The organism is Chryseobacterium angstadtii (assembly GCF_001045465.1).
In the GTDB taxonomy this organism is placed as follows: Bacteria; Bacteroidota; Bacteroidia; order Flavobacteriales; family Weeksellaceae; genus Chryseobacterium; species Chryseobacterium angstadtii.
On the sequence record NZ_LFND01000001.1, the window covers coordinates 510,110 to 536,804 of the forward strand.

18 protein-coding genes are annotated in these 26,695 nt (G+C 38.5%); 8 read left to right on the forward strand and 10 right to left on the reverse strand.

The window, feature by feature from the left end:
• Positions 1-64: 64 nt before the first annotated feature.
• A complete protein-coding gene (locus ACM46_RS02210; RefSeq protein WP_131707526.1) occupies positions 65-1,582 on the forward strand; it encodes a hypothetical protein in 1,518 nt (505 codons plus the stop codon).
• Between the two features lie 40 nt (positions 1,583-1,622).
• On the opposite strand, the gene msrB is transcribed toward ACM46_RS02210, so the two are convergent.
• The gene (gene msrB, locus ACM46_RS02215) at positions 1,623-2,066 is read right to left on the reverse strand and encodes a peptide-methionine (R)-S-oxide reductase MsrB (RefSeq protein ID WP_048504973.1); all 444 of its coding nucleotides are present in this window, start codon (positions 2,064-2,066) and stop codon (positions 1,623-1,625) included.
• A gap of 165 nt (positions 2,067-2,231) precedes the next feature.
• Between msrB and ACM46_RS02220 the strand changes: the two genes are divergently transcribed.
• Positions 2,232-3,476, forward strand: coding sequence for a DUF445 domain-containing protein (locus ACM46_RS02220; RefSeq protein ID WP_048504974.1), 1,245 nt, complete (start codon positions 2,232-2,234; stop codon positions 3,474-3,476).
• A 20-nt stretch (positions 3,477-3,496) separates the two neighbouring features.
• Complete coding sequence (locus ACM46_RS02225; protein WP_048504975.1) at positions 3,497-4,384, forward strand: hypothetical protein; 888 nt, start codon at positions 3,497-3,499, stop codon at positions 4,382-4,384.
• A gap of 94 nt (positions 4,385-4,478) precedes the next feature.
• On the opposite strand, the gene ACM46_RS02230 is transcribed toward ACM46_RS02225, so the two are convergent.
• The gene (locus ACM46_RS02230; RefSeq protein ID WP_048504976.1) at positions 4,479-5,516 is read right to left on the reverse strand and encodes a quinone-dependent dihydroorotate dehydrogenase; all 1,038 of its coding nucleotides are present in this window, start codon (positions 5,514-5,516) and stop codon (positions 4,479-4,481) included.
• Positions 5,517-5,709: 193 nt separating this feature from the next.
• Positions 5,710-6,405: a pseudouridine synthase gene (locus ACM46_RS02235; RefSeq protein ID WP_048504977.1), complete on the reverse strand. Its 696-nt coding sequence runs from the start codon at positions 6,403-6,405 to the stop codon at positions 5,710-5,712.
• A 161-nt stretch (positions 6,406-6,566) separates the two neighbouring features.
• Between ACM46_RS02235 and ACM46_RS02240 the strand changes: the two genes are divergently transcribed.
• The 3 genes from ACM46_RS02240 (at position 6,567) to ACM46_RS02250 (ending at position 10,669) form a co-directional block, all read left to right on the forward strand.
• Positions 6,567-7,079, forward strand: a complete 513-nt coding sequence (locus ACM46_RS02240) for a hypothetical protein (protein WP_131707527.1) — start codon at positions 6,567-6,569, stop codon at positions 7,077-7,079.
• A gap of 218 nt (positions 7,080-7,297) precedes the next feature.
• On the forward strand, positions 7,298-8,839 hold the full coding sequence (locus tag ACM46_RS02245) for a glycine--tRNA ligase (RefSeq protein WP_048504979.1): 1,542 nt from the start codon (positions 7,298-7,300) through the stop codon (positions 8,837-8,839).
• Between the two features lie 297 nt (positions 8,840-9,136).
• Positions 9,137-10,669 (forward strand): hypothetical protein, encoded by a 1,533-nt coding sequence (locus tag ACM46_RS02250; protein ID WP_048504980.1) that lies wholly within the window; start codon positions 9,137-9,139, stop codon positions 10,667-10,669.
• Positions 10,670-10,692: 23 nt separating this feature from the next.
• Here ACM46_RS02250 and ACM46_RS02255 read toward each other — a convergent pair whose 3' ends face one another.
• The gene (locus ACM46_RS02255) at positions 10,693-12,018 is read right to left on the reverse strand and encodes a M48 family metalloprotease (RefSeq protein WP_241485954.1); all 1,326 of its coding nucleotides are present in this window, start codon (positions 12,016-12,018) and stop codon (positions 10,693-10,695) included.
• A 101-nt stretch (positions 12,019-12,119) separates the two neighbouring features.
• On the opposite strand from ACM46_RS02255, the gene ACM46_RS02260 reads away from it, so the two are divergent.
• A complete protein-coding gene (locus tag ACM46_RS02260) occupies positions 12,120-13,253 on the forward strand; it encodes a serine hydrolase domain-containing protein (protein ID WP_048505571.1) in 1,134 nt (377 codons plus the stop codon).
• Between the two features lie 6 nt (positions 13,254-13,259).
• Positions 13,260-13,871: a YdeI/OmpD-associated family protein gene (locus ACM46_RS02265; protein ID WP_048504982.1), complete on the forward strand. Its 612-nt coding sequence runs from the start codon at positions 13,260-13,262 to the stop codon at positions 13,869-13,871.
• Between the two features lie 140 nt (positions 13,872-14,011).
• On the opposite strand, the gene ACM46_RS02270 is transcribed toward ACM46_RS02265, so the two are convergent.
• From ACM46_RS02270 to ACM46_RS02295, 6 genes are all read right to left on the reverse strand, one after another.
• Positions 14,012-17,062, reverse strand: coding sequence for a reprolysin-like metallopeptidase (locus tag ACM46_RS02270; RefSeq protein WP_048504983.1), 3,051 nt, complete (start codon positions 17,060-17,062; stop codon positions 14,012-14,014).
• A gap of 198 nt (positions 17,063-17,260) precedes the next feature.
• Complete coding sequence (locus tag ACM46_RS02275) at positions 17,261-18,532, reverse strand: Y-family DNA polymerase (RefSeq protein ID WP_048504984.1); 1,272 nt, start codon at positions 18,530-18,532, stop codon at positions 17,261-17,263.
• Positions 18,533-18,788: 256 nt separating this feature from the next.
• The gene (locus ACM46_RS02280) at positions 18,789-19,313 is read right to left on the reverse strand and encodes a hypothetical protein (RefSeq protein WP_048504985.1); all 525 of its coding nucleotides are present in this window, start codon (positions 19,311-19,313) and stop codon (positions 18,789-18,791) included.
• A gap of 24 nt (positions 19,314-19,337) precedes the next feature.
• Positions 19,338-22,010, reverse strand: a complete 2,673-nt coding sequence (locus ACM46_RS02285) for a beta strand repeat-containing protein (protein ID WP_048504986.1) — start codon at positions 22,008-22,010, stop codon at positions 19,338-19,340.
• A gap of 816 nt (positions 22,011-22,826) precedes the next feature.
• Complete coding sequence (locus tag ACM46_RS02290; protein ID WP_048504987.1) at positions 22,827-24,116, reverse strand: hypothetical protein; 1,290 nt, start codon at positions 24,114-24,116, stop codon at positions 22,827-22,829.
• 585 nt (positions 24,117-24,701) lie between these two features.
• Positions 24,702-26,285: a Na+/H+ antiporter gene (locus tag ACM46_RS02295; RefSeq protein ID WP_048504988.1), complete on the reverse strand. Its 1,584-nt coding sequence runs from the start codon at positions 26,283-26,285 to the stop codon at positions 24,702-24,704.
• Between the last annotated feature and the right edge of the window lie 410 nt (positions 26,286-26,695).

The following is a 26,695-nucleotide window of genomic DNA, read 5'->3' on the forward strand; positions in this document are numbered from 1 at the left end:
AATAATTTGGTAATATTTCACTCTAAATCTTTTATATTTGAGAATAACCAAAAACAAAAAAAATATGCCATTACAGCTTTTAAACCCTGCTACACAAGAAACTTTAAATTATTTTCTTACGAATACTTTCCTTCATAATAACAATCCTATTCCCAATAGCATTAACAGTACTGATGGGGTCATTTATTTAGAATATTCCGGAAGTTATTATGTTCTGGAAGATTTTATGGGTGGTAACCCTATTAATGCAAGAAGATTTGGAACCAGTACTGATAAGGGATATAGCTCCGCAGCCATCAATAAAGCAATTAAACTTACAAAAGAATACAACTATAAGTCTTTGTATGTTCCCAGTGGAGATTATAAGATATCTGAGACCATTACTATTGACGTCACGGATGATACAACTATAATCATTGACGGCCAACTGAGTACCATTCCTAGTTTTACCAACACAGAAGGTATTGTGATAGGGCGATCACAAGCTCAAACCGGTGCTTTAAATTCTTTATCCGGACTTAATATCAAAGGCCTTAATTGCTCTGCTGAAAAAAGAGATTATTCTAATCCTGTTGGAATAAAAATAATAAATATTATATTCTCTACTATTGAAATTAAAAGAGTAACCGGGTTTGGTATTGGTACTTTATTTTATTCTGACAATGATGCAGGAGGAATATCCTATAATTCATTTTATCTGAATTATCTGCACAACAATACCACTAATCTCAAATTTGAAAAGGCAAATACATCAGGCTATATCAATGAAAACACTTTTTACGGAGGATCTTTTAATCACACCAGAGATTTTCCAGATGGGATAACTTACAATATAGAGATGAAACACAATCCCTTAAATGATCATCCCTACAACAACAACAGATTTCTTTATCCATCATTTGAGGACAACAATGTCTCTGCTATAGCTGCAATTATGACTGGAGACAGTAACACAATTGTTAGCCCCAGAATGGAGAACTCACAAAATCATCAATATAAAATAATACTGGATGAACACTCTATAAGATGCCAAGTTCTTTCCAAGGGTTTTGTACTTAATGAAAGTTCAATAGACAATCAGGGTAAAGAAAATTCTTATGAAACGAATACAGGAAATTTTTTAAGAACTAATTCTGCTAATCCGGTACTGACCTTACAAAACGGAGCTTCTTCATCTCTTAAACTCTACAGCGGATTGGATGCATCAACACCTACTCCCAATGAGGTATTTTTTGTAACGGGGGAAGGAAAAGGATACTACAGCCATTCCATATATGCAGAGCAGGGAATCAGATGGGTCACATCTGATGGCAGCAGAAATGACAGAGGCCTATTCTCCGGAATTGGGGATCCTACGGTTTCTGCTAATCCGGGAAGTTTATATGTTAATAATAATGGCGGAAATACAATGCTTTGGGTAAAAGCAAGTGGTGGAGGCTCTGCCGGATGGAAGCCTGTAGGAACACAGGCAGCACCTCTCACAGTTCCTGTTCCCCCGTCGCCTGTAAATGCACAGGATGTCTGGGCAAGACTGGAAGACCTCGAAAATAAACTGAAGGCCGCAGGCTTACTTTCCTCTTAAATGAACAGACACCTGTAACTTTTCGTTACAGCTGTCTTTTTTATTTCTCTGAATCTCCAACAAATTCCAGGCTGATCGAATTCATGCAATACCGCAATCCTGTAGGCTTTGGACCGTCATCAAAAACATGTCCCAGATGGGAATCACATCGTTTGCAGAGCACTTCTACCCTTTCCATTCCGTATGCAGTATCTCTTTTGTAATAAACCCCTTCTTTATCGGCTTCAAAAAAACTTGGCCATCCGCAGCTGCTGCTGAATTTTGAAGTAGAGCGGAACAGATGATTCCCGCAAACGGCACAGTAATAGTCTCCGAGCTCATCAAATTCATTATATTTTCCGGTAAAAGCTCTTTCCGTTGCCGCTTCTCTGGATATCGCATATAAGTCGGGAGCAAGGATTTTTTTCCATTCTTCGTTGGAAATATCAAGCTTTGCAGTATCGGTTCTTGAATAGTATGGATTGTTTTTTGCTTCGTTTTCCATAAGAATTATTTAAATATTTTTTGAAATTAAGTTTGAAAGCTAAACTATAAAAGTCACAAAAGTTTTTTGACACTTTAGAATACTTTAGTTAAGAAAGCTTTTGTGACTTTTGTGGTTAAATATTAAATATCAGACTTCACAACCAAATTTACTAAATTTGAGAATATGAATGATGAAGCCAAAAGAAAACAGCTGAGAAAATATAAAATGTTCGCCACCGGATTATTTGTCCTGATGGCCGTTATTTTCATCGCTACAACCCTCCTTCAGAAATCAATGCCTTCTCACTGGATAGGCTATGTACGGGCATTTTCAGAAGCGGCCATGGTAGGAGCTCTGGCAGACTGGTTTGCTGTAACTGCTTTGTTCCGTCATCCGCTGGGCCTTCCGATTCCGCATACCAATCTCATTGAAAACAGCAAACAAAGGTTGGGGGATAACCTCGGCAGTTTTGTGGTGAGCAATTTTCTTTCTCCACAGAATATCCGTCCTTATATCCAAAAGCTTAAAATTTCAAACTTCGTAGGAGAATGGCTTGCGAAAGAAAAAAGCCAGGAGATCCTGATCAGGAATCTTTCAGACATTGTTCTGGATATTCTCAATAAGCTTGATGATACTTCTGTAAGCCAATTCATCAGTAAAAAGGTTTCTGAAATGACGGATGACATTAAGCTTAATAAAGTGGTTGGGAATGGCATCAGCTATATTCTTGAAAAAAACGACCATCAGAGAATTGTTACCAATCTTTCCAAGCAGATCAAAGAATATATTATCGAAAACGATGAAATGATCAAAGAACGTGTTCAGAAAGGAAGTTACTCGTTTATTCCTTCTTTTGTAGATAATAAGATCGCGGATAAAATTGCCAGCGGACTTTCGGACTTTTTCAAAGAAATTGAAGAGGATCCAGAACATGAAATCCGAAATCTGATCACTCAAAAAATCCACGAATTTTCTACAGATCTAAAGGAAGATCCGAAGTGGGATGATGAATTTAAAGCCATTAAAAATGGCCTTCTCAAAAGTGATAAACTGGACGAATATTCCAGTGACATCTGGATTTCTATCAAAAAAACATTGATGAAGGAGCTTCAGGACGAACACTCTTCTTTAAAAGGCTATCTTTCCAAAAACCTGAATGAGTTTTCTCAAAATTTAAAAACCGATGAAAATCTTCAGAATAAAATTGATCATTGGGTAAGAGTGACGGCTTATAAATACATTCTTAAAAACACCCATCAGTTTGGAAACCTCATCAGTTCCACCGTAGGAAACTGGCAGGGTAAAGAACTGAGCGAAAAGCTGGAATTGGAAGTCGGGAAAGACCTTCAGTTTATCCGGGTCAATGGAACACTTGTAGGTGGACTGGTAGGACTTATCATCTACACTATCGCCAATTTTTTCCTTTAAAAACTAACCAAAACCAAACCATGAAAAAACTTTTTATTACATTATTCCTCCCTCTTTTTGTGCTCTGTTTCTGCCAGAAAGTTGAATTAAAGTCCGTGACAGATTCCTCGCAGGTTTTCAAAGGGGAGATTGCAGGAATGCCCGTTACCATACAGCTTTATTTTTCCGGAATTGCAGATTGCAGCCTGTATCAGTATTTTGTGGACGGCTGGTATTATTACGATAAATACCAGAAGAAAATTCCCTTGATTGGTGTTTATGACTACGGGAAACTGTCTTTATATAATTTTGGAAGTAAGCAAAAGCTCAATTCTAATGTATTAAAAGAACAAATCACGTCCCCACAGAAAGTGGAAAAAACGGCTGAAATTGCGGAAGCATTATCTCCAAAAGAATCCATTGTATTTGATAAGGACAATCCCAAAGAAAATACCATCTCAGGAAGTTTTTATCTGGATAAAAAAGTCCAGCCGTCCAAACTATTCACCGGGAATAATATGATTTACCGGTATAATAACTATCTCATTCTGCCGAACAATAAAAGGATCAATACTTTTGATTTCATCAATAAACACGGCGGAAATAAGCTGCTTTCCTATGCTTCCGGGGAAAACGGGAACCGTATCCTGCTGTACTTTGAACATTCATCGAATTTCAATGCATGCGGAAGATGCGGGGCCAGCGAAGGGGAAAAAGGCTATAGAATTCTGTATTTTACCAAAGACTGGAATTATAAAAACTACGAGGAATTCCTTACCGAAAGCTGTCTGGAAAACATTTATGATACCCAGAAGATCAAATCCAAAGATCCCGAAACGGTACAGCTAAAGATTAAAAAAACACAGTCTGCTCCCGGCTACACTTTAACCGTGGATAAAAAGAATGCTTCTGTGACCAAGTCTAAATGATTTGAGGACAAAAGCTGGAAGGAGGAGAATGGAAGTTACTATTGAGTACTAATATGTAACCTCTCCGTGCTTCAAACTTCCCAGCCTCAGATCATTATCTCGGTAATCTACTCGCTCTTTTTAAAAGTTCTTTATTGATTTCATTGATCAGTTCCGGGCCTTCGTAGATAAACCCAGTGTAAAGCTGAACCAGACTTGCTCCTGCATCCAGTTTTTCCATAGCATCTTTAGCAGAATGAATTCCTCCTACTCCGATGATCGGGAACGCTCTGTTGCTTTTATCAGAAAGGTATTTGATCATTTTTGTACTTCTTTCACGGATAGGTTTTCCGCTCAATCCGCCATTTCCAATCTGTTCCAAAACTTCAGGGGAAGTTTTCAGGCCTTCACGGTTCACAGAGGTGTTGGAAACAATCACACCGTCAATTTTTGTTTCTGCAATCAGTTCAACAATTTCGTCTAATTGATTGTTATTAAGATCCGGAGCTATTTTCAGTAGTATCGGTTTTTGTACAGATTTTGACTGGTTGATTTTCTTTACTTCCGTGATCAGCTCACGAAGGTATTCCACATCTTCCAGTTTGGCGTGGCTTCCTACATTCGGGCAGCTTACATTCAGTACAAAATAATCTACATGAGGGTGAAGTCCTTCAAAACAGTCCAGATAATCCTGGGTATAGTTTTCGGGGCTTGTATCTGTATTTTTTCCGATGTTTCCTCCGATGATGATTTTTCCTTTGTTGGATTTCAGTTTTTCGATCGCTGCTTCAAGACCATCATTGTTGAACCCCATTCTGTTGATGATTCCACCATCTTCGATCAGACGGAATAATCTTTTTCTGGGATTTCCAACCTGCGCTCTTGGTGTTACCGTCCCGATTTCTACAAATCCAAAACCTAGATCTCCCAGCTCATTGAACAAAACCGCATTTTTATCGAAACCGGCAGCCAGTCCTACAGGATTTTTAAATTTTAATCCGAAAACTTCTCTTTCCAGACGCTTGTCTTCAATAGGTTTTGGGAAAAATAATTGAGTAAGAAATCCAAAATTCTTTAGCATCGAAAATGTAAAATGATGAACATCTTCGGGGTCAAATTTGAAAAGAATCGGACGAATGAGCGATTTGTACATTGAAAAAAAGTTTTACAAAAATACTCAATTTAAAATTAACCTTTGATTAACCTATGATATTTTATCAAAAAATGTATTATAAATGTCATCTATAACTGTAAAACTAACCGTGTCAAGGTTTAAAACCTTGACACGGTTCTTTCCGGAGACTACATCGCCAACATGGAGGTTTATTAATTAAATTGGTCCTAAATTAAGAATACAAACTCAGATCAAATTTCAGAATATCCCCTACTCTTTTGAACTCATCATCTATAGCTGCATTTATCGTCATTCTTTCGTTAGAAACAGGATGATTAAAAATCAATTGATAGGCGTGAAGCGTCATTTTGTTGATGCCAAATGTTTGAAGCCACAACTTATTCTGTTTATTACAACCGTGTTTTCTACAACCTAAAATAGGATGCAGAATATGTTTAAAATGTTTTCTCAACTGATGAAATCTTCCCGTTTCAGGAATTGCTTCTACCAAAGAATATCTTGAAGTCTGATGCTTTAAAAAAGGTAAATCTATTTCCGAAGTCTGCAAACGGCGGTAGTATGTAACGGCATTTTGTTTGACTTCATTTTCATTAATTAAATCATAATCAATTGTTTCCTCTTCTTTTGTCCAGCCACGAAGAATGGCCAGATATTTCTTATCCACTTCGCGTGATGAAAACTGTTCGCTCATGATTCTAAGGGTATCTTTATCTAAAGTAAACAACAGAACACCTGAAGTTTTCCGGTCTAACCGATGTACAGGATACACTTTTTGTCCAATCTGTTTCTTCAACTCCTGAATAGCGTAGGTATCGGCTTCTCCCGCATAGAAAGATTTATGAACCAATAGTCCGCTTGGTTTATTAATGGCAATAATGTGTTCGTCGCGATAAAGAATTTCTAACATGGGGCAAAAGTAAATATTTTTGTCCGATTTAGCCCTGATGGCAGCGGCATCCTTTTGCGGAGCAAAAGATACAGCGTACAGCAGGTTCCCGGCTCTTTAAATTTGAATGAAGTTTTGCGGTTATCTGTTTTATTTTTCTATTTTCGCGAAAATTTTACCTTATGAAACTATTACTTTCGGCTGTATTCATGGCCTTTTTCTTTATTTCGGGTTCTGCACAAATTTCAGATTCTCTTAAACTGGGAAAGAATAACCGTGAATTTTTTATCAAAGGAGATCAGAAATTCAAATTCTCGGAATACAAAAAGGTATTTACCAATCCTGAAGCTTTGGGCTATATGAAAAAAGCCAATACTAATGGTACTGTAGCGCAGGTTTTTGGAGCTATAGGCGGAGGTCTGGTAGGTTTCGGACTGGCCAAACAAATACTCCGGACAAAAACGGTTTATCAAAACGGTGTTGCCATCAAACAAAAAGACAAAAGCGGCTGGGGACTGGTAGGAATAGGTCTGGGAGCCATCGGAGTTGGGATTCCTTTTGCCATAAGCTCGACAAAAAATCTTAAAAAGGCTATTAATACGCAGAATCAGGCTGAAGGTACGGATGCTGCAAAAACAACTTCGTACAGACTTGATCTTAGCGGAAACAGCGTTGGTGTTACTTATAGTTTCTAAAATTGGCTGAATCTGTTCAACCTGCAAGGGTATATAACATCGTATTTTTATTATTTAAACTTAAATCTTAAGGTAAAAGAAGGAATCAACAGGTTGAATTTTAAGTAATGTTACCTGGCTGAATCCCTGTTTTTTCTGTTAATACACTCTTTTTTTACTGAATTTCATGAATTTGGAATCCAAATTCATATTTTTGCACATCAGACGTTAAAAAAATTATGGCAAAGCAAGAAGATGTTTTCAAGAAAGTGATTTCTCACGCTAAAGAATATGGTTTTATTTTCCCTTCCAGTGAGATCTATGACGGTTTATCCGCTGTTTATGATTATGGACAGAATGGTGCCGAATTAAAAAACAATATCAAGCAGTACTGGTGGAAAGCTATGGTACAGCTTAACGAAAATATTGTCGGCATTGATTCAGCAATCCTTATGCACCCAACTACATGGAAGGCATCGGGCCACGTAGACGCTTTCAACGATCCATTGATTGACAATAAAGATTCTAAAAAACGTTTCAGAGCAGACGTTTTGGTAGAAGATTACTGTGCTAAAATTGAAGATAAAGAGAATAAAGAAATCGAAAAGGCAGCGAAAAGATTCGGTGAGTCTTTCGATAAAGCTCAGTTTGTTGCGACAAATCCAAAAGTTTTGGAATACCGTGCAAAAAGAGAAGCAATCCTTTCAAGACTGGCAAAATCTCTTGAAAATGAAGACCTTGCTGATGTAAAAGCTTTAATTGAAGAATTGGAAATTGCTGATCCTGACACCGGTTCTAAAAACTGGACGGAAGTAAGACAGTTCAACCTGATGTTCGGAACAAAGCTTGGAGCTTCTGCAGACAGCGCGATGGATCTTTATCTGAGACCGGAAACGGCTCAGGGTATCTTCGTTAATTTCCTGAATGTACAAAAGACATCACGTCATAAACTTCCTTTCGGAATTGCACAAATCGGTAAAGCCTTCAGAAATGAAATTGTGGCAAGACAGTTTATCTTCAGAATGCGTGAATTCGAACAAATGGAAATGCAGTTTTTTGTAGCTCCGGGAACTGAACTTGAATTCTACGAGCAGTGGAAAACAAAACGTCTGAACTGGCACCGTGCTTTAGGTTTAGGAGATGACAACTACAGATTCCATGATCATGAGAAATTGGCTCACTATGCGAACGCTGCGGCTGATATTGAATTCAATTTCCCGTTTGGTTTCAAAGAACTGGAAGGTATTCACTCCAGAACAGATTTCGACTTAAAAGCGCATGAAGAGTTTTCAGGAAGAAAACTTCAGTTCTTCGATCCTGAAAGAAATGAGAATTATGTCCCTTATGTGGTGGAAACTTCAGTAGGTTTAGACAGATTGTTCCTTTCTATCTTCTCTCACTGCCTGAAAGACGAAGTACTGGAAGATGGTTCAGAAAGAACAGTTCTATCTTTACCACCAGCATTGGCACCAATCAAGGCGGCTATCCTTCCATTAATGAAGAAAGATGGTTTAGCTGAGTATGCAGAAAAAATCTTCAATGATCTGAAATATGATTTCAACTTATTCTACGAAGAAAAAGATGCCATCGGAAAACGTTACAGAAGACAGGATGCCATTGGTACTCCTTACTGTATCACCATCGACCACGATTCATTAACGGACCACACGGTAACGATAAGAGACAGAGACACGATGCAGCAGGAAAGAGTTCCTGTTTCTGAGCTAAGACGAATCATCGACGAGAAAACAAACTTCAGAAATTTACTTTCTAAACTATAGACTAAGCCCCCATTATCCGGGGCTTTTTTATTGCTTGTTTACAATATAAAATCTGGGCAATCTGCTCAATCAGCGTGCTTTTAAAATTTTCGCGCAGATAAAACAGATAACGCAGATTCTAAACCTTATAGGTCTTTGAGACCTATAAGGTTTTTTTTCTTAGAAAAATTCAGCACAATACCCTTTTCCCCTCAGATAAAATCTTTCCTGGTTTCCGGCTTATTTAAAATATTTATAAAGAAAATGAAACTTATCCGGGGTATTCGTTAATTCATTATTTTTGGTAAAATAATAACTATGAAAAAACTCAGTTTACTGGTATTCGGATTGGTTCAGATGCTGGCTTATTCCCAGACTCAGGACCTTACAGCACTTGCTGCCGGAGACCATGTGGGCATGAACGCCCTGTTTGATGACAAAGACAATCTTTACGGCTATGTATCCATCTATTCTTACGGAAAGTCGGGCGACAGAACCAAGAAATTTGAATATGTAATCCTTGATAAAAACCTCAACCCTGTTGCCAATAAAGAATTTGAAGGTGATATTACAGCAGGTTCCTACCGCGGCTATGTTGATTTTAAGGGACAGATCATTCTAAGGCCTTCCATGATGGATTATTCACTGGTAAAAACAAGAGAGATTTTCACTCCTGTTTCTATGGTAATAGATCCGAAAACCAATACTATTAAGAGAAAAGTATATTACGATTATCTTGAAAACGGAACTTTCCAGGAAATTAATGAACCTAAAAACTGGAAAGCACAGCGTAAGGAAAACCGTGAAGAGAAGAAAGAAAAGGGCTATAACTATGTATCTGCCGTAGGAGAAGTAAAGGAAGGAGGTTATTTTGCCGTAGAGTATAAAGACTACGGTAAATATGTGAACAGCAACAACATCATTAAGTTCGATGATAATAAAAAAGAGCTTTGGAGGTATAAATACAATACAGACGGCAACAAGAAAGTTTTTTCTACCTTATCTGTTCTGGAAAGGGATGAAAACTACATGTACTGCATTATGAAAAAGGCAGATGATGATAAAAAGTCTTTCAGCCTGGTTGTCATTGATATGAAAACCGGAAAAGAAACGGCCAACAAACCGATTACAGGCCTTTCTGATACGACTATTGATCTCATCGACAGTTTTTCTTCAGGCTACGACAGCAGTCTTGACAACGACAAAACATTTGATGACAAGATCGTCCTTCTGGGAAGAAATTTTGCCAAGTACGATTTTATAGGCTATGCGAGAATGATGGTAAACAAATCTGACTTTTCCATCGATACAAAAACGATTAATTTCAAGCCGGATTTTGCTTCCTATCTTCCCAAGATCAATGCCAACGGAATGGTCGAAAGCGGCTATATGCTGCAAACAAAGGATATGTATTTTATGAATGACGGAAGTGTGGGAATTCTCACTGAAAAATACAAACCGGCCGGGCAGTATAATGCCCCCAAAACTACAGATCTCGTTTATGTATATACTGATAAAGATTTCAAGATCAAAAATATCCAGGTTTTTGAGAAGGAAAAAACAAAATGGGTGAACAGCGATTATCTTTTCTCTCAATACCTTAACGGCGGCAAAGATGTGGTATTCTTCTATCGTGATTACCAAAAAGATGAAGCAACCAAGCAGAAAAAGTGGAATCTGTTCATCAACACAGTCATAGATGGGAAATTTAAGCAGGAAATCATTCCAATCTCTGAAAAAGATAATTATGCGGTTACGCCTTACGTAGGAAAAGAAGGGTATATTCTTCTCCGTGAGTATAACGAAAAAGAAAAATTCAATAAGATCCGTTTAGAAAAACTAAACTATTAAAAAGCAAGAATCCTGATGATGTATCAGGATTCTTTTATTTGGTAATTGCTCTGGTAAAAGTCGGCTATATTTTTAATGTCATCCAGGCTCAGGTTCCACATGAAATTCAGGAACTGCTGATAGCTTTCACTTTGGTTCTTGGGTTCAACTCTGTCCAGATAACGGTTCAGGTTGTAATTTTTCCGGGCTTCATATATCTTGGAAAAACATTTACCCAGCCAGCCTTTGTAGTATTTTTCTTCTTCCCCGTCCTGCAGAAACTGCATGGAAGCATAGATTCCCAAGCCATAATCTTCGGAGTGAAAATAATTGGGAAGAATCTCCATACGGGCCATTTTCTTCAGGTCTGTAAAATTTTCAGAAGGTTTTTCAGATTCTACCGAAGGTTTTAGTTCAGGAAATGTTTTTTTCAGTTTTTCAATCCTTCTGGACATTTCCGGGTGTGATGCCAGAGAATCTTTATCCAGTTTTTCTTTGTAAAAGTTATAGTTGTACAGCGAAAAATCTTCCTTCTTCATCCATTTGTCATTAAAAGCTAGTTTTGGGAGATCAAACAACTTTTTATAGGTTTCCATCTTCAATTCCCGTGGCGAGATGGTATCAAAATCCTGCAGGCGCTGAAGAGCGTTTACATACTCGTTTTTCTTGAAATCGCTGTTTTTAAAGATCACATAGCCCAGGGAATCGGCCTGCATTTCCTGTTTTCTTCTTTCCACCCCTTTTTTATAGGCTCTGTTTTTAAGGATATCAAAAGCCTTTTTATTCTGCGTCTGGCTTCGGTTTACCGTTGTTTCCTTCAGATTCTGCACCGTTATTTTATCAAGCTGATTCTGTTCGATGATGTTTAAAAATGTTTTGAGAGAATGCTCATCAATTTTATGACCCAGTTCATGGGTAATCACTGCGGCAATCTGATCATCGTTATTAAACCAGTTGTAGAGGCCCATGTTGATGACGAAAGTTCCGTCTGCTAGGCAATAGGCATTCGGTGTATTATCTCTTGCCACCAGAATTTTCAGGTCCTGAGGAATATTGGGATTATTTTTTTTCAGGCGCTGAATAAGTGTTTTTATTTCAGCTTCAAATTCAGATTTGAAAATAAAATCTTTGTTCTTTACCTGCTTTTCAAAATCGGTTCCGAATTCTTTATAAATTTTAGATAATTCGGAGCCTGTCTTTCCGCTATACTGTGCTTTTAATTTTTTAATAAAAACCTCGTTATTTCCGGCAAAGCTTTTTAAAAATTCTTTTCTCTGCAGATAATCTGCGGTGTCTATCATTTTATAGGTCTGGGCAGTTCCCAGCACCGAAAAAATAAACAACATGAATATTAGGAGTTTTCTGGTCATATTTTTCATCAATAATCGCAAAAATAGTTTATTTACTGTTGCTTTCTCCTTTTCTTATCAAAATTATTTTAAATTTGTTTGAGACTGATATTCACGATCATATGAAGGCATTAAAATATGTAATAGGAGGGGCTGTAGTAGGTGTAGCCGCTGTTTATCTTCTGGGATACGACTATTTATTCAGCGGAATTTCCAAAACGTATCTCAAAGGAAAATCAAGCGCCTATATTGACGACGGAAAGCTCTTCCCGGGAAACCTCATTGCTACGGAAGAGCCCGAATTGTGGACGGAAGATCCGGAATACAATAAAAAGGAGCTGCCTGAGCATGTCGTTGAAAATTTAGAACATTCCAGAACCGCTGCTTTTGTCGTTATCAAAAACGGAAAAATTCTTCATGAGCAGTATTGGGACGGCTATAATCAGCTTTCCCACACGAATTCTTTCTCTATGGCAAAAGCTGTAACCGTAATGCTTTTGGGAAAAGCGCTGGAAGAAGGAATTATTAAAGATATTGATGAAAAACTATCTGACTTTTATCCTGAATTTAAAGAAAAAGAATTCGGAAGTGAGGTTACGCTCAAAAATTTAGCCCAGATGGAAGCAGGCCTCGATTGGGATGAAGATTATAACAATCCTTTTCTTCCCAACGCAAAAGCCTATTACGGAAGAAATCTTATGAAAGCCGTATTTTCCAGAAGATTTAAAGAGCAGCCCGGCATTCGTTACGAATACCAGAGCGGATCTACCCAGCTTTTGGGATTTGCATTAAAAAAAGCGCTCAACCAGACACTTGCCGGCTATTTATCCGAAAAATTCTGGATTCCGATGGGAATGGAACAAAATGCTTCATGGAGCACCGATAACTATGGAATGGAAAAAACCTATTGCTGCATCCATTCGAATGCGAGGGATTATGCGAAACTGGGTCAGCTGTTTTTAAATGACGGAAAGGTCGGGGAACAGCAAATTCTCAATCCCGGCTTTATTGAAGAGATGAGAACACCTACTGAAAAATCTAACCAAATTTACGGAATGGGCCTTTGGATCAATCATGACAATCCCGTTAAACATTATTATTTTCTGGGACTACAAGGCCAGTACATCATTATGGTTCCGGAACATCATATGGTAATTGTACGAACCGGAAGCTACAGCAATAATCCTAAAAATGACAGGGGAAGACCGGATCAGGTAAGATTTCTGGTTAACGAAGCCGTTTCATTATTTCAATAAAAAACTATGGAAAAATACAATATACAGGTCGATGAATACATTGAAAAATCTCCTGATTTTGCCCGGCCAATTTTAAATTATCTCCGCGAAACCGTACACGAAGTCTGCCCTGAAGCAGAAGAAGCTATAAAGTGGAAATTTCCAGCTTTCATGTACAAAGGAAAGATTCTTTGTTCTGTTACTTCTTTTAAACACTATTGCAGCCTCGGGTTTTGGTTGCATGGAGAAATGAAAACTTTAAAGGAACTGGAAACTACAGCCGAAGAAAGTTCTATGTTCAGCTTAGGCAAGCTTACCAAAATGGAGGACCTTCCATCCAAAGTTCAGCTGAAAAAAATGATTAAAGAAGCTATGGAGCTTACAGATATGGGCGTTACCATGAAAAAAGCAACGCCTTCTAAAGTGGAAACTGAAGTTCCGGACTATTTTCAGGCTGCTTTGGATAAAAATAAAGATGCATCAGCTGTTTTTAAGAAAGGATCTCCGTCTTTCAGGAAAGAGTATATCACCTGGATCACCGAAGCCAAAACCGAAGCCACGAGAGACAAACGAATGGAACAGGCTTTGGAATGGATCGCTGAAGGAAAGGCCAGAAACTGGAAATACCAAAAAAAATAAAAAATAGACTTCTTTCATATGATGAGAAACGAAAAACAGCCCAAGCGGGCTGTTTTAAAATAGAATCTGCCAGAGTTTTTAAATGCTCAGGGTTCATATATTTGAACTCCTCTAATTTAAAAAGCTTATTTAGGCCTATATTATTTCTTGATCAGTTTTACATTACTTATACCGTTCTTCGTTTTTAAAGTAACAATATACAAGCCTTTCATCAAGCCCGCCACACTGATTTTACTGTTTTGAACACTGCCCTCCTGCGCAAGTCTTCCCGAAGCATCGTAGATTTTATAGTCTGCATTTCCTTCCAGATTTTTAACCTCAACAAAAGTATCGGCAGGATTTGGATAGAAAGATATTTCAGATTTTGGATTCTTTATTCCTATATCCTTTGTAGCAAGCGCATTGTTTTCCGCAATTCTTACGGAGAAATCTCTGAATGATCCCCCTGAAACCACACCGTTTCCGCTAGGAACTGTAGGGATTCCACAAGGGCCGCTCGCAGCATTAAAGAAGGTACTTGCAACTCTCATTCTCAGTGTTTTGTCTCCGGAATATGCTGCATCAGGCACTGTAAATGTTGCATTTCCATCACGAAAATATGTTGAATTGTTCATCAGCCCCGGAAGTGCACTATTGGATATTACCTTTTCTGAATTTTCAAAAACGCCATTTCTATTATAATCTATCCAGATTTCAAACCAATCTGTGTATGGCTGTCCCAGTTGTCTGGTAGCCGCTACGTTTCTAAAGTTAGCCGTGTATTGAACCCCTTTTCGTAAATTAATTAATTTGGTGGCATCTTCACTAAAATCCAGATAAGTTTTGTAAGCATCTGTACCGGCAGCTGCATAATTCAAATTAGATAAAGTCAGACTGACAAGTCCGCTGCTATAAATCCCGTTTCCTCCGGTAGTCATTAAACAGTAATCTGTACCTGTTCTCAATCCTTTTGTTTTAAATGGATAGTTATTCGAGAATGCTCCCGGGACATTGTTTACAACAGCTGCAACCTGCACTTCGTAGTTGGTCTCATCTTCCAGCCCATTCAACACTACAGAGTTGGTAGGACTTGTTACATTGGACCAGTTGGCAGCACCTACTTTTCTATAATTAACAGAATAAGTGGCTCCAGATATTTTATTCCAGGAAATTCTTGATGTTGTTTTGAAAATCTCTGTATTTATTGCTGAAACTCCTGTTGGTGCATTCACTGCGGAAGTAGGTGCTGCTGCAACATTCAGTGCAGGAGAAACGGCATAGAAAATATTTCCAATAGCTGATATTCTCAACTTAACTGCTCCGTTCAGATTCCCCGGCATCTGGGCAGAATAACTTCCTGTATTGGGTGTAGAAGCTACGAGATCATTCCAGGTTGTTCCATTATCGGTTGTATACTCTATTTTTACATTCGCTACATTATAAGGCGCGGCATTGGTATTGGCAGCATCCCAGTAGATGGTATTGGCCAAATCATTATACAATACCGAAGAAGCTGTAAGCCCATTGAATTTGAAAGGCCCATCATTTCCGACTGTCACTACGGTTTCTGCGGTAGAAGTCATTGGTCTTTGGGCATTCTGATCTCTTACCGTTACTGCATAATTCAATACTCTCGGAATATAGGAAACTGTTTCCCACGATTGGGTATCTGTTAAAATACCGTTCATTACACTTGCCAGCTTAGGAAAATATCTTCTGCTGGTTGAAGTTCCCGGCAGCGATCTCGCAATGGCTCCTTCGGCATTATAACCCCAACCGCTGTCTCCTGATATAGAGTTTCTGTCTCCTACACTGTTGTATTGTTCCCAGGTATAATTGAAAGCATCATTCTCTGCATCTACCACAACGGCATCAAGATAATAAGCAGTTCCTTTTGGAATGGAATAATTAGCAAGCGGAGTAATGGCAGGCGCCGTATTATTTACTATTTGTATTCCGGCACCACATGCCGGTTTGCTTTCCAAATTATCCAGGACCTGCGAAATAGATTTGTAATGGAAATATCCGTCCATATTATTCTGAACATTATCCTGAGTGATACCGGGATACCCCATAATGGTTGTTCCTCCCCATGGTTCCACATTAGCCCCGCTGCCTTCTGTTCTCATAGAAAAAGTATGATTGGCTCCCAGCTGGTGCCCCATTTCATGAGCCGCCATTAAGTCAAAAACCTCTCCTATCGGATTCGGGCTCATAGAAAATGCGGATCCTTTAGATTCCTCATCATTATTGTCTAAAGGATTTCTACATACAATCCCTATACCTCCGGCATTTCCGTTTCTTTCTCCACCTGCATTTCTGTGAAATACATGTCCGATATCATAGTTTGCATCTCCTACCTGGGCGGTTAATAGTCTCTGAAGCTGTAAATTAAGTGATGGATCACCCTGAGCCGCCTGAGGAATGTAAAAATCCGCTGCAGGGTCGGTATAGATAATTCCCGGAATATCCTGAACTGTAAAATGGGCTCCGAAATCTTTTTCAAAAATACCGTTGATTCTGGTCATTGTATTATTGATACCTACTAATGCTCCGGCTACATTACCTCCGTGAAAAGCGGTATATTCGCCTGTTACAGCCATTGCCATTCTGAAAGTTCTGTATCTTGTGTTGGTAGGTCTCATTGCAATTCCTACATTGGAAAGTTGTTTCTTCCCGTTTTCAGCCAGCTTTTTAATGTCATTCAGGTTATGTTCTTCCATCCCGCATTCGAAACCGTGTATTCCTCCTTCTCCTTTTGATTTATAGAATACTCCATAGGTTTTCTTATCTGCACTAATAGGTTCAATAAACTGGAATATTCCGTCTTTAATGATCATAGACTGCATTTCGGATGGAGCGGTACTAAATCTAACATATTTAGAAGGATCATCTATTCCAATTCCCACATAGGAACCTAGCTGATATCTATCTGCCAGAGATTTTTCCAGCACAGGATTGCTGTATACAGCAAATTTCTCAACTTTTCCTTCTACGGTAGGTAAAGAGACAATTACAGGTTTTGCATTTTTCCCGGTTTCAACTGCCTCTTTTAAAAGACCTCTAAGCGCATTCAGATCCACTTGATAAGCCTGCTTTACTTCAACTTCCTTTCTTATTTGTGATCCTTTTTGTGATACAGGACTCCATCTCTGAGCAAAGCCGGAAACAGAACCCGCCAATGCACAAATAAGTACAATTTTTCTTTTCATATCAATTCAATTGTTTGATTTAGGTTAATTTTATCGGAAGTCAAAAGTAGAATCTAGGGTAATAAAATCTAAAAAAACCACTTCTACTTAGGTACTACAAATTCATTAAAATCATAAGACGTAGCGGAGTAGTATCCACTATATCCAGCAAAAAAATTGATATAAATCGGGTAAATATCTAATGAAAAGTGTTAGAAATCAATGAAATCTGAAATTCGCTTCGGGTAATGTGTTGTTTTTCAGAAAGGCTTCATATTCCGGAGAGAGCTTTGCCCGGCCAAATGTGTTTTCTCCGCTCATGCTTCCAAGACGCACCTTATCTTTCCCGAATTTTTTATTCATGGCATCCATTGCTTTCATGACAGGAAGGTGCTGGTTTTGGGTATCTTCTTCAAAAAGACTGATCAATCTTTCATTTTCGGGAACAAAATCATTCACAATGACTCCTGCCCTTTTGTAGTGAAAACCATCTCTGTAGATCTCTTCAAAAAGTTCGTTGACCACTCTTCCAATCAGAATAGATGAATTGGTAGGATTATGAAGCAGCCGGGTTATTGCATTTTTATATTCCGGTAAATCTTTTCTGAAACGGTTGGTCTGAACAAAAACGGTAATCATTTTACAACACGTGTTTTGTTTTCTCAGCTTCTCAGAACAGTACATTCCGAAAGTTTCAACCCTTTCCCTTACTTCTTCTTTTGTTGTCAGCATGCTCATGAAACTTCTGGTAACGGCAATGGATTTTTTCGCAGAAGGAGCGTCCAGTTCCAGCTGGCGGATTCCTTTTAATTCGTTAATCATCCTTACTCCATGAATTCCCATAATCTTCCGAACCCATATTTCCGGTTTCTGAAGAAGATCCCAGGCTTTATAAACCCCGCTGTCATGCATTTTTGCAGCCAACTTTCGGCCTATTCCCCAGACATCCCCTATATTGAGCCATTTTAAAGCTTTTTCAATTTTCTCAGGAGTATCCAAAGTATACACGCCATCAAACTGATCCGGAAAATCTTTTACAATCCTGTTCGCTACCTTACAAAGTGTTTTGGTAGGTGCAATACCTATGCTTACGGGAATATTTTCTTTCGCTTGGATCTCGTTCTTTATTTCGAGACAATAGTCCCGGATATTCACATATTTAAATCCTGACAGATCCAGAAACAGCTCATCTATACTATAAATTTCATATTCAAGGACATAGGACTTGGAAATATTGATAACCTGCTGACTTTTATAATTGTACAGCTCAAATTTTGCAGAAAAGCTTTTTACATCGTGCTGCTTAAAAAGGTCTTTATATTTGAATGCAGGCGCCGCCATAGGAATCCCGAGATCTTTGGCTTCTTTGCTTCTGGATACCACGCAACCGTCATTATTGGAAAGGACTACAACAGGTTTTCCCTCGAGAGACGGGTCAAGTGTTCTCTCGCAGGAAACGAAAAAGTTATTGCAATCCACTAAAGCATACATGATAGAAAGATGATAATTTCAATACAAAATTATACCTTTTAAAAATAATTTCCTCTTTTTATTTTAAAATTAACACCACATTTAACACACTGACCAACAGTATATTAATTTATTTCAAACACGTCATGTTTTGTCGCATTAATGATGTAGCTTGCCTGCCCGATGTGCTATTATTTCCACTCCATTTTTGACTTTCGTCAATCCTGTATCATTATTAACAGAATTGCAGAAAGCAGAATCTAAGTATTCTTCTTTTTTAAGGCTTCCAAAAGGTCCAGACCGTTCCATTATAAACGGCAAGCTGTCTTTTTACCGTATCATAAACAAGCATCCCGGCGCTTGGACTGATGATATTCAAATGAGGACTGGCTACTTTGGGCAGAACCATAGCTCTATCATCATCTGCGAGGACTAAAACCCCCTGAGTTGTATTGGTGCCGCCCGATCCCGTACTGATAGAAACTTTTGCTCCAGGTTGCTCTACTCTATCATTGGCCTGCATACCCAGGTTGGCTGTTCCGCTTGTATCTACGCTTAAATCAAACCAGGTATTCGTGTCTTTTAAGTATTTTACTTTATTATCTGTGGTATCAAAAAGCAGGGTTCCGTTTTCTATGATTCCGCTTTTATCTGAAACATAAGGAAGAATAATTCCTTTATTTTCCGTGTTTCCAAATTCCAGGGAAACAGATCCGTTACTTACATTATCCTTGTTTATTCCGATCTGCGCGTGTATGCCTAATGCCGAAAATAATCCCATTACAATCAGTGTGTTTTTCATTTTGTATATTTTAGCTTAATATGATTAATCCGGACAGGTTTGGGTACTGATACAATACCAGCCAAAAGTCGCTCCCGAATCTTGCGAGGTGTACATTTTGAGACATTTATTAGTGAGGTCGTATACCAGCATTCCTTCTACGAAGTTGGCAGGAAGAATATTGACAGGGTTTCCTGAGGCATTAAATGCCATCCGGTTAACAACAAACCCTTTGGTTCTGGCTTCCATCACCAGCCACGCTCCATTTCTCGAGGCAGGCCAGTTATCCTGAATCTGCTGACTGTTGTTCCTCAATAAAGAACTAACTCCTACCTTACTGATTAATGCCGGACTTCCAGCCGTAGCCGGGGCTCCGGGTTTGTAGCAGGAGCAAAGTGTTACGGCTACGGTTCTTGTTGCCGAAGCATTGGAACATCCTCCTGTACCTGTCACGGTGTAAGTAATTGTCGCTGTTCCGGCAGAAACTCCGGTAACAACACCTATTGTACTCACTGTGGCGATTGATGTATTCGAAGAGCTCCAGGTTCCTCCGGTTTGGCCCGTAGTAGTAAAGGTGCTCGCGCTTCCTACACAGATATTCTGAGTTCCGGATAACGTGCCTGCGTTAGGAGCAGCAGTAACGGTTATGGTTCTTGTTGAAGAGGAGTCTGCACATCCACCTGTACCTGTTACGGTGTAAGTAATTGTTGCTGTTCCGGCAGAAACTCCGGTAACGACTCCTGTTGTGCTTACTGTGGCAATTGATGTATTCGAGGAGCTCCACGCTCCTCCGGTTTGGCCAGTAGTAGTAAAGGTGCTCGTGCTTCCTGCACAAATATTCTGAGTTCCGGATAAGGTGCCTGCGCTAGGAGCAGCAGTAACGGTTATGGTTCTTGTTGAAGAGGAGTCTGCACATCCTCCTGTACCTGTTACGGTGTAAGTAATTGTTGCTGTTCCGGCAGAAACTCCGGTAACAACTCCTGTTGTGCTTACTGTGGCAATTGATGTATTCGAGGAGCTCCAAGTCCCTCCGGTTTGGCCCGTGGTAGTAAAAGTACTCGTGCTTCCTGCACAGATATTCTGAGTCCCGGATAAAGTGCCTGCGTTAGGAGCAGCAGTAACCGTTATGGTTCTTGTTGAAGAGGAATCTGCACATCCGCCTGTACCTGCTACGGTATAAGTAATTGTTGTGGTTCCGGCAGAAACTCCGGTAACGACTCCTGTTGTGCTTACTGTGGCAATTGATGTATTCGAGGAGCTCCACGTTCCTCCGGTTTGGCCTGTAGTAGTAAAGGTGCTCTTACTTCCTGCACAGATACTCTGAGTTCCGGATAAGGTTCCTGCGTTAGGAACAGCAGTAATGGTTACTGTTCTTGTTGCAGTTTGTGCGCAGGTTCCATTATATTTATCATAAGTGTAAGTAATCGTTGCTGTTCCGGCAGAAACTCCGGTGACAACTCCTGTTGCACTTACTGTTGCTATTGAAGTATTGGATGAACTCCATGTTCCCCCTGATTGAGTAGATGAAAAAGAGGTTGTACTTCCGGTACAGATATTCTGAGCCCCGGAAAGCGTACCCGCTGTAAAATTGGAACAGCAAACAACCACCCCCGAATTAATGGCTGATGAGTAGGTATAACCTGCCGTATTTTTATAGTCAGCAGCAAAAGTATCATTATTTTCAACGGAAGCAGCGAACCCATTAGTTCCATAAGGTCCGGAAACTACTGATTCAACTACTGTTCTCGTTGATGTAACCGCTCCATTGCTTCCATTTTGTATACTTCCAGACTGCATTGCTGCTGCGCCTGCATAATCTGCAACACCTGCTTCAACGGCATCTGGGCATCCGTCTCCATCACTGTCCAAATCAAAATTATTGGAAATTCCGTCATTATCCTGATCACAAGGTGTGTCAACTCTTCCGATAAAAACTTCCGCTTTTTCATCAAGTTCATAAGAAACCCTAATTGTTTTTACTGTAGCTGAACTATTTCCAACCAATGCAAACGCGCGATTATCATTAGTATCTACTCCCCGCAGCGGAACATTATAACTTATTACGCCTGTAGTGGCATTATAGCCTCCATTATTAGCATTATTAGGATTCGGTAAATCCAGATTTCTTACTTTGTATGCAGCCAAATCTTGTGTAGTAGCTGTACCCCCGCTAACAGTAATCGTAATTGTCGGGGCTCCTCCATTGGTTCTGTAATCTACATCCTGTAATACAATCAGAACCTGGCTTATAGGGATGGGAGTGCTGTAAGTGAACGTCACGGATCCCCGCTGATCCTCAACGCTATCAGCATTCATTAACCAAAAGGATTCTCTGGTAGCCGTGATTTTATAATTATTTGTATAGACCGAGGGGGCGCTTCCGGTTATAATCCTATTAATATCCGTCACGCTCCCTGTGCCATTCTCAGCGGTTATATTAGTGGTATTGCTCCGGGTTGCCGTAATTGTTGTAGCCCCATTCCAGATAGCATTTCCTGTATCATTGTATCTTTTTATTGTAGATACAGGCTGGCATTCAATGTAATCCAGGATTCCATCATTATCATCATCTATATCATCATAATTGGAAATGCCGTCAAGATCAAAATCATCGCTGGCTCCATATTGTGCGGAAAGGTTATGGGATAATATGATTAGTAAAAATATCAGTATCTTACTGCATGGCAAGACACCATGAAACGAGTAATTTTTTTTCATCGATTTGCAAGTTTTGTTGTGTTTTTTTATTAATTAATTTTGATCTTGCTGATATTGATCAATACTAATTAATATTGAAATTGTCATCATTTGTTAAGTGTTTTTATGAACTAAAAAAAGTATTTTACATTTTGTCTTAGTATTTCTACCCAACCATTGTATGTAATTAACTCCTCTTTTTAGTATCGCAACAAATTTATATTGATGCACCAAAAATATCATCATTTACGACCATTAATTAACATTAATAAAATTTATAAAATTTAAGAAAAGCATTAATTAATGAAGTATCAAATAGTTGAATTACAATATTTTACAATTTAATAAGCATTAAATTAAGAAAAACACGTTTTTGCTTCCAAGATTCTTTTTTTTAATGGCTAAAATTGATTTATCAACTACATTATGAGGTGATAAAAGGTGTTAATTTATTATTTAAATTGTTTTATTGCCATGTCCCGTTGCTTTTTTAAAAATACCGGACAGATATTTCCTATTTCAATCTGAACTTAAGTAGGTGTTATGATTGTTTTGTAAACATACCGCGGATATAAAATCTTACGACATCCAGAATGCTCCGATTGCAGTAGTTACCATGAAAACAATAAAAATAGCCTTCCTTCTGAGAAAACCGCTATTGGTCTTTCGGAAGAAAGGCTCTTGTAAATCAAGAAGGTGTATCCAGCTGAATAGTAATCATTCCGGATTGCTAATGAATAGAAATAAGGAATTTATTAAACCATTTATTCCATGAATTATGGAATTCAGAGACCTCAGCTAAACTATATTGAGTGTGTTTTTTATCTACATTTAATTTTAATCTGGGCAGGTTCGTGTGCTGATGCAATACCAGCCGAAAGTAGCTCCTGAATCTTGTGAAGTATACATTTTAAGGCATCTGTTGGTAAGATCATACACCAGCATTCCTTCTATAAAGTTGGAGGGAGGAATATTTACCGGATTTCCTGAAGCGTTAAATGCCAGACGGTTAACAACAAATCCTTTGGTTCTGGCTTCCATAACGAGCCATGCTCCATTTCTTGATGCAGGCCAGTTGTCCTGAATCTCCTGACTGTTGGTCCTTAATAAAGAACTGACCCCCACTTTACTGATTAGTGCCGAATTTCCGCCTGTAGCAGGGGCTCCGGGCTTATAGCAGCCTGTAGAGCAAAGGGATATTGTCACTTTAACTCCTGCAGAAGGAAGGCTATAGCATCCTGACGTTACATTATGGCAATAGGCATAATAGGTTCCTGATGAAGTCACCTGGCTGGGGTTAGCCACTTTCGTAGAAGAACTTGGATTACTGGCAACGGAATGCCATTCCAAAGTGGTTCCTGAAGGGCAGCTGCTCGTTACCAGATTAGATAAATTGGCAAAAAGATCAGGACAGGTATTGTTTACTGATGTTGCTGAAACAGTTGGAGAAGGGAATGGTGTGTTGGTAACTTCGAATACATTAATAACGAGTCTGAAGTTTCTGGCCTGCTCACAACCGGAATAGGCTGCAGCCTGGATGGTTCCCGAAAAACTTATGGTTGTTCTGTTGGTCACCTCAAAATCATAAATAATCTGATTGTTATCATCACTCCCTCCTACAAACGTATTGCTTCCCGTCTTACCTCCCAGATTATAGTTATTGAAAAACATGGATCTTTTGTCTCCTGAGCCTGTAGTACCAAACATATTCACATATACTCTATATGTTTTTGTTGGGCTTAGCCCTGAAACGCTTCTTTGCCAAAAAACGCCCACGGGTGTATCATACCAGGTTTCAAAACCTCTGCTGGACGTATTATTTTCATAAGTAGTGCCTCCTGTATTGTTATTACATCCGGAAGGAGAAGTAGACTGTGGCCCGGATCCGGGACTATGTGCACTCCATCCACTAGTCAATGCTGTGTAAGTCTTTGTCTTACAAGTGTCTGAAACTAAAGAATAATATCCCGTACTTGAATGTTCTCTTTTCAATAGTTTCTCATCTTTCACTGTTTTTGTGGGAAAATTTTCATTCAGTAATCCTGAATATTTAGAATAATTTTTTCCATGTAGGGAACTAAAAACTACCAGAAATGTAAGACACTTCAAAAAATATATTTTCATCATTTGTACTTTTATTTTAAGTGGTTGTTGCCTCTTAAAGATTGTTTTCTTATTGTTGAAATTTTATTAATTATCACTCGCCAAAATTTACCCCGTGCATGCTGAAATCATTCAGCATTGCATATGGGGAATCATTTTGTACGAAAAGAGAGTTGTCTGCAGATATCTTTAAACTGAAGGTTTACAATTATCACCTCAGCAAAAGCGGAAAAAGATTTATATCCTAATCTTTTTTACAAATCGAGCATCAACTCTTTATAATTATTAATGATTATTTATAGGATCAAATGAGCAGATTTTATTACAAATCTGTATATTTTTAGAAGAATATTTTTTAATAACCTTCTTTATTGTGTTTTTAAAAAAGTAAATTTTATACAAAAGTAATCCATTTTTCAAATTACACAAATAGTATTAATTGGCGTAAAAAAATGAAAAATTGAAAATAAAACAACACGAAATAAGTATAAATGATGAAATCAACATAATAATGCCAATTAATTGAAAAATCAATTTAATTAATTATTTATCAATGATTTAATAATTTTCAATAAATTATACATTTTAACATTATTATTTGTAAAATACTTAAATCATCTTTAATCGTTCTTCTTCCAGATCAATCTGATATAAGTGCTGGCGGATCACTTCTTCATTAATGGTAATATCTTTATTAAGCTCCGAAAGATACTGTCTCTGGCTTTCAAGCATTTCAACGAAAATTATTTTATTTTTCTCGTTCATCCAGCCATCATCATTCGCTTTCGATTTTTCTTCCCAGTGTTTCAGCATCCTTTCCACTCCGGCATGTCCTTGAAGTTCGTTTTCATGTTTTGTTTTAAGGAAATGATAAACATGCTGCTTCAGCTCATGTTTTATTTTCTGTCTCGTGAGCTCTTCCTCCTCTTCATTTATAAAATCCTGAAACGCATGACCTTTATTGATAAAATAAGGCAGTGTAAGCCCCTGGACCAGTAATGTAAGAAGAATCACAACAAATGTAATAAAGAGGATCAGATTCCGGTTAGGAAAAGGTTCTCCGTTTCCGAGTGTAATAGGAATCGCCAGTGCAGCAGCGAGGGAAACCACTCCTCTCATCCCTGTCCATCCAAGAAAAAGAGGCAGCAACAGACTTCTTCTTCTCGTAGAAGCTCTTGGTGCCACGCTTGGCCGGAAAATAATGGTAGCCACCATAGCCGCATAAGAGCTTATAATTCTGGCCAGAATCAAAACAAGAGTTACCATTATTCCATATTGTACAGCTGTACCCAGAGGAATTCCTTCGGTACGCAGCCCTCCCACAATTTCAGGAAGCTCCAGCCCGATCAGCAGGAAAACAATTCCGTTCAGAAGAAATACTACACTTTCCCATACACTTTGACCTTTTATACGGCTGGCACTGTCTAAAAATACCAGACGTCTCGTGGACATATACAAACCTCCACATACCACAGCAAGCACGCCGGAACTGTGAAACTGTTCAGCTATCCAATACATAATATAAGGCTCTATAAGGGTAAGGGCAATATCTGAAGGCGCATCCGTAGGTAAACGTTTATGGGCCTGTACAAAGATCCATCCCAATAATAACCCTATTCCCGAGCCACCTATCACCATCCATAAAAAGCTCAGAGAAGCCTCCTGCCATACAAATTGTCCGGTACCTATGGCAATGAGTGCAAAACGAAATATGATAAGAGAGGAAGCGTCGTTTAATAAGCTTTCTCCTTCCAGAATAGCGGAAGTAGTTTTGGGTATTTTGACAAATTTCATAATAGCTCCCGTACTCACAGCATCCGGTGGAGAAACTATTCCTCCCAATAAAAATCCTAACGCAATGGTAAACCCGGGAATAAAATAGTTGGCGGCCACAGCCACCGAAAGAGCCGTAAAAAATACCACCAGAAAGGCAAAACTGCCAATAATCCGCCACCATCTTTTCATCTCTTTAAAAGAAATGTCCCAGGCTGAAGCAAACAAAAGAGGAGGTAAAAAGATAAAGAAAATAAGATCCGGATCTACTTTCACTACCGGAAGCCCCGGAACAAGACTTACCAAAAGCCCGAATATTACCAATAAAATAGGGTAAGCGATTTTAAGTTTGGCAGCCCACATATTAAGTAATACGATAGCCGCTATCATTGCCAGAAAAAAAGGTAAAAGAGTATGCATTGAAATATTGTGTTTTTTTATTTTTTACCCATTGATTTTTTTAATTTCAACGGGTATGTTTTTTACAAATATACAGTCAAATCTCTTTTTTCATATTAATTTTTATGATCCTATTTGAACTTAAACTGAAATCATTGAAAAATCCTTTTGTTTATTATGTTTTCTGTTTAGCATCATGAAAATGTTATGTTAATCTGGGTTCGGGATTAGAATTGATTATAATAATGCTATTATTTATCGCAAGGATAAACAAAGATTCTTTCACCTTTTTGAATGTTTTTAAAGTTAAACTAAGTCACTTCGTTTATCAAAGTAATACAAAATTGGGTATTAATTCACTAGATTTTATTTCCTTGTACATCTTAAATAGTTAATTACAGAAATGCCATTATTTATCGCAAGGATAAACA

Coding starts and splice junctions, on each gene's coding strand:
- ACM46_RS02210 (WP_131707526.1), top strand. CDS start 65: ATGCCATTACAGCTTTTAAACCCTGCTACACAAGAAACTTTAAATTAT.
- msrB (WP_048504973.1), bottom strand. CDS start 2,066: ATGGAAAACGAAGCAAAAAACAATCCATACTATTCAAGAACCGATACT.
- ACM46_RS02220 (WP_048504974.1), top strand. CDS start 2,232: ATGAATGATGAAGCCAAAAGAAAACAGCTGAGAAAATATAAAATGTTC.
- ACM46_RS02225 (WP_048504975.1), top strand. CDS start 3,497: ATGAAAAAACTTTTTATTACATTATTCCTCCCTCTTTTTGTGCTCTGT.
- ACM46_RS02230 (WP_048504976.1), bottom strand. CDS start 5,516: ATGTACAAATCGCTCATTCGTCCGATTCTTTTCAAATTTGACCCCGAA.
- ACM46_RS02235 (WP_048504977.1), bottom strand. CDS start 6,405: ATGTTAGAAATTCTTTATCGCGACGAACACATTATTGCCATTAATAAA.
- ACM46_RS02240 (WP_131707527.1), top strand. CDS start 6,567: ATGAAACTATTACTTTCGGCTGTATTCATGGCCTTTTTCTTTATTTCG.
- ACM46_RS02245 (WP_048504979.1), top strand. CDS start 7,298: ATGGCAAAGCAAGAAGATGTTTTCAAGAAAGTGATTTCTCACGCTAAA.
- ACM46_RS02250 (WP_048504980.1), top strand. CDS start 9,137: ATGAAAAAACTCAGTTTACTGGTATTCGGATTGGTTCAGATGCTGGCT.
- ACM46_RS02255 (WP_241485954.1), bottom strand. CDS start 12,018: ATGACCAGAAAACTCCTAATATTCATGTTGTTTATTTTTTCGGTGCTG.
- ACM46_RS02260 (WP_048505571.1), top strand. CDS start 12,120: ATGAAGGCATTAAAATATGTAATAGGAGGGGCTGTAGTAGGTGTAGCC.
- ACM46_RS02265 (WP_048504982.1), top strand. CDS start 13,260: ATGGAAAAATACAATATACAGGTCGATGAATACATTGAAAAATCTCCT.
- ACM46_RS02270 (WP_048504983.1), bottom strand. CDS start 17,062: ATGAAAAGAAAAATTGTACTTATTTGTGCATTGGCGGGTTCTGTTTCC.
- ACM46_RS02275 (WP_048504984.1), bottom strand. CDS start 18,532: ATGTATGCTTTAGTGGATTGCAATAACTTTTTCGTTTCCTGCGAGAGA.
- ACM46_RS02280 (WP_048504985.1), bottom strand. CDS start 19,313: ATGAAAAACACACTGATTGTAATGGGATTATTTTCGGCATTAGGCATA.
- ACM46_RS02285 (WP_048504986.1), bottom strand. CDS start 22,010: ATGAAAAAAAATTACTCGTTTCATGGTGTCTTGCCATGCAGTAAGATA.
- ACM46_RS02290 (WP_048504987.1), bottom strand. CDS start 24,116: ATGATGAAAATATATTTTTTGAAGTGTCTTACATTTCTGGTAGTTTTT.
- ACM46_RS02295 (WP_048504988.1), bottom strand. CDS start 26,285: ATGCATACTCTTTTACCTTTTTTTCTGGCAATGATAGCGGCTATCGTA.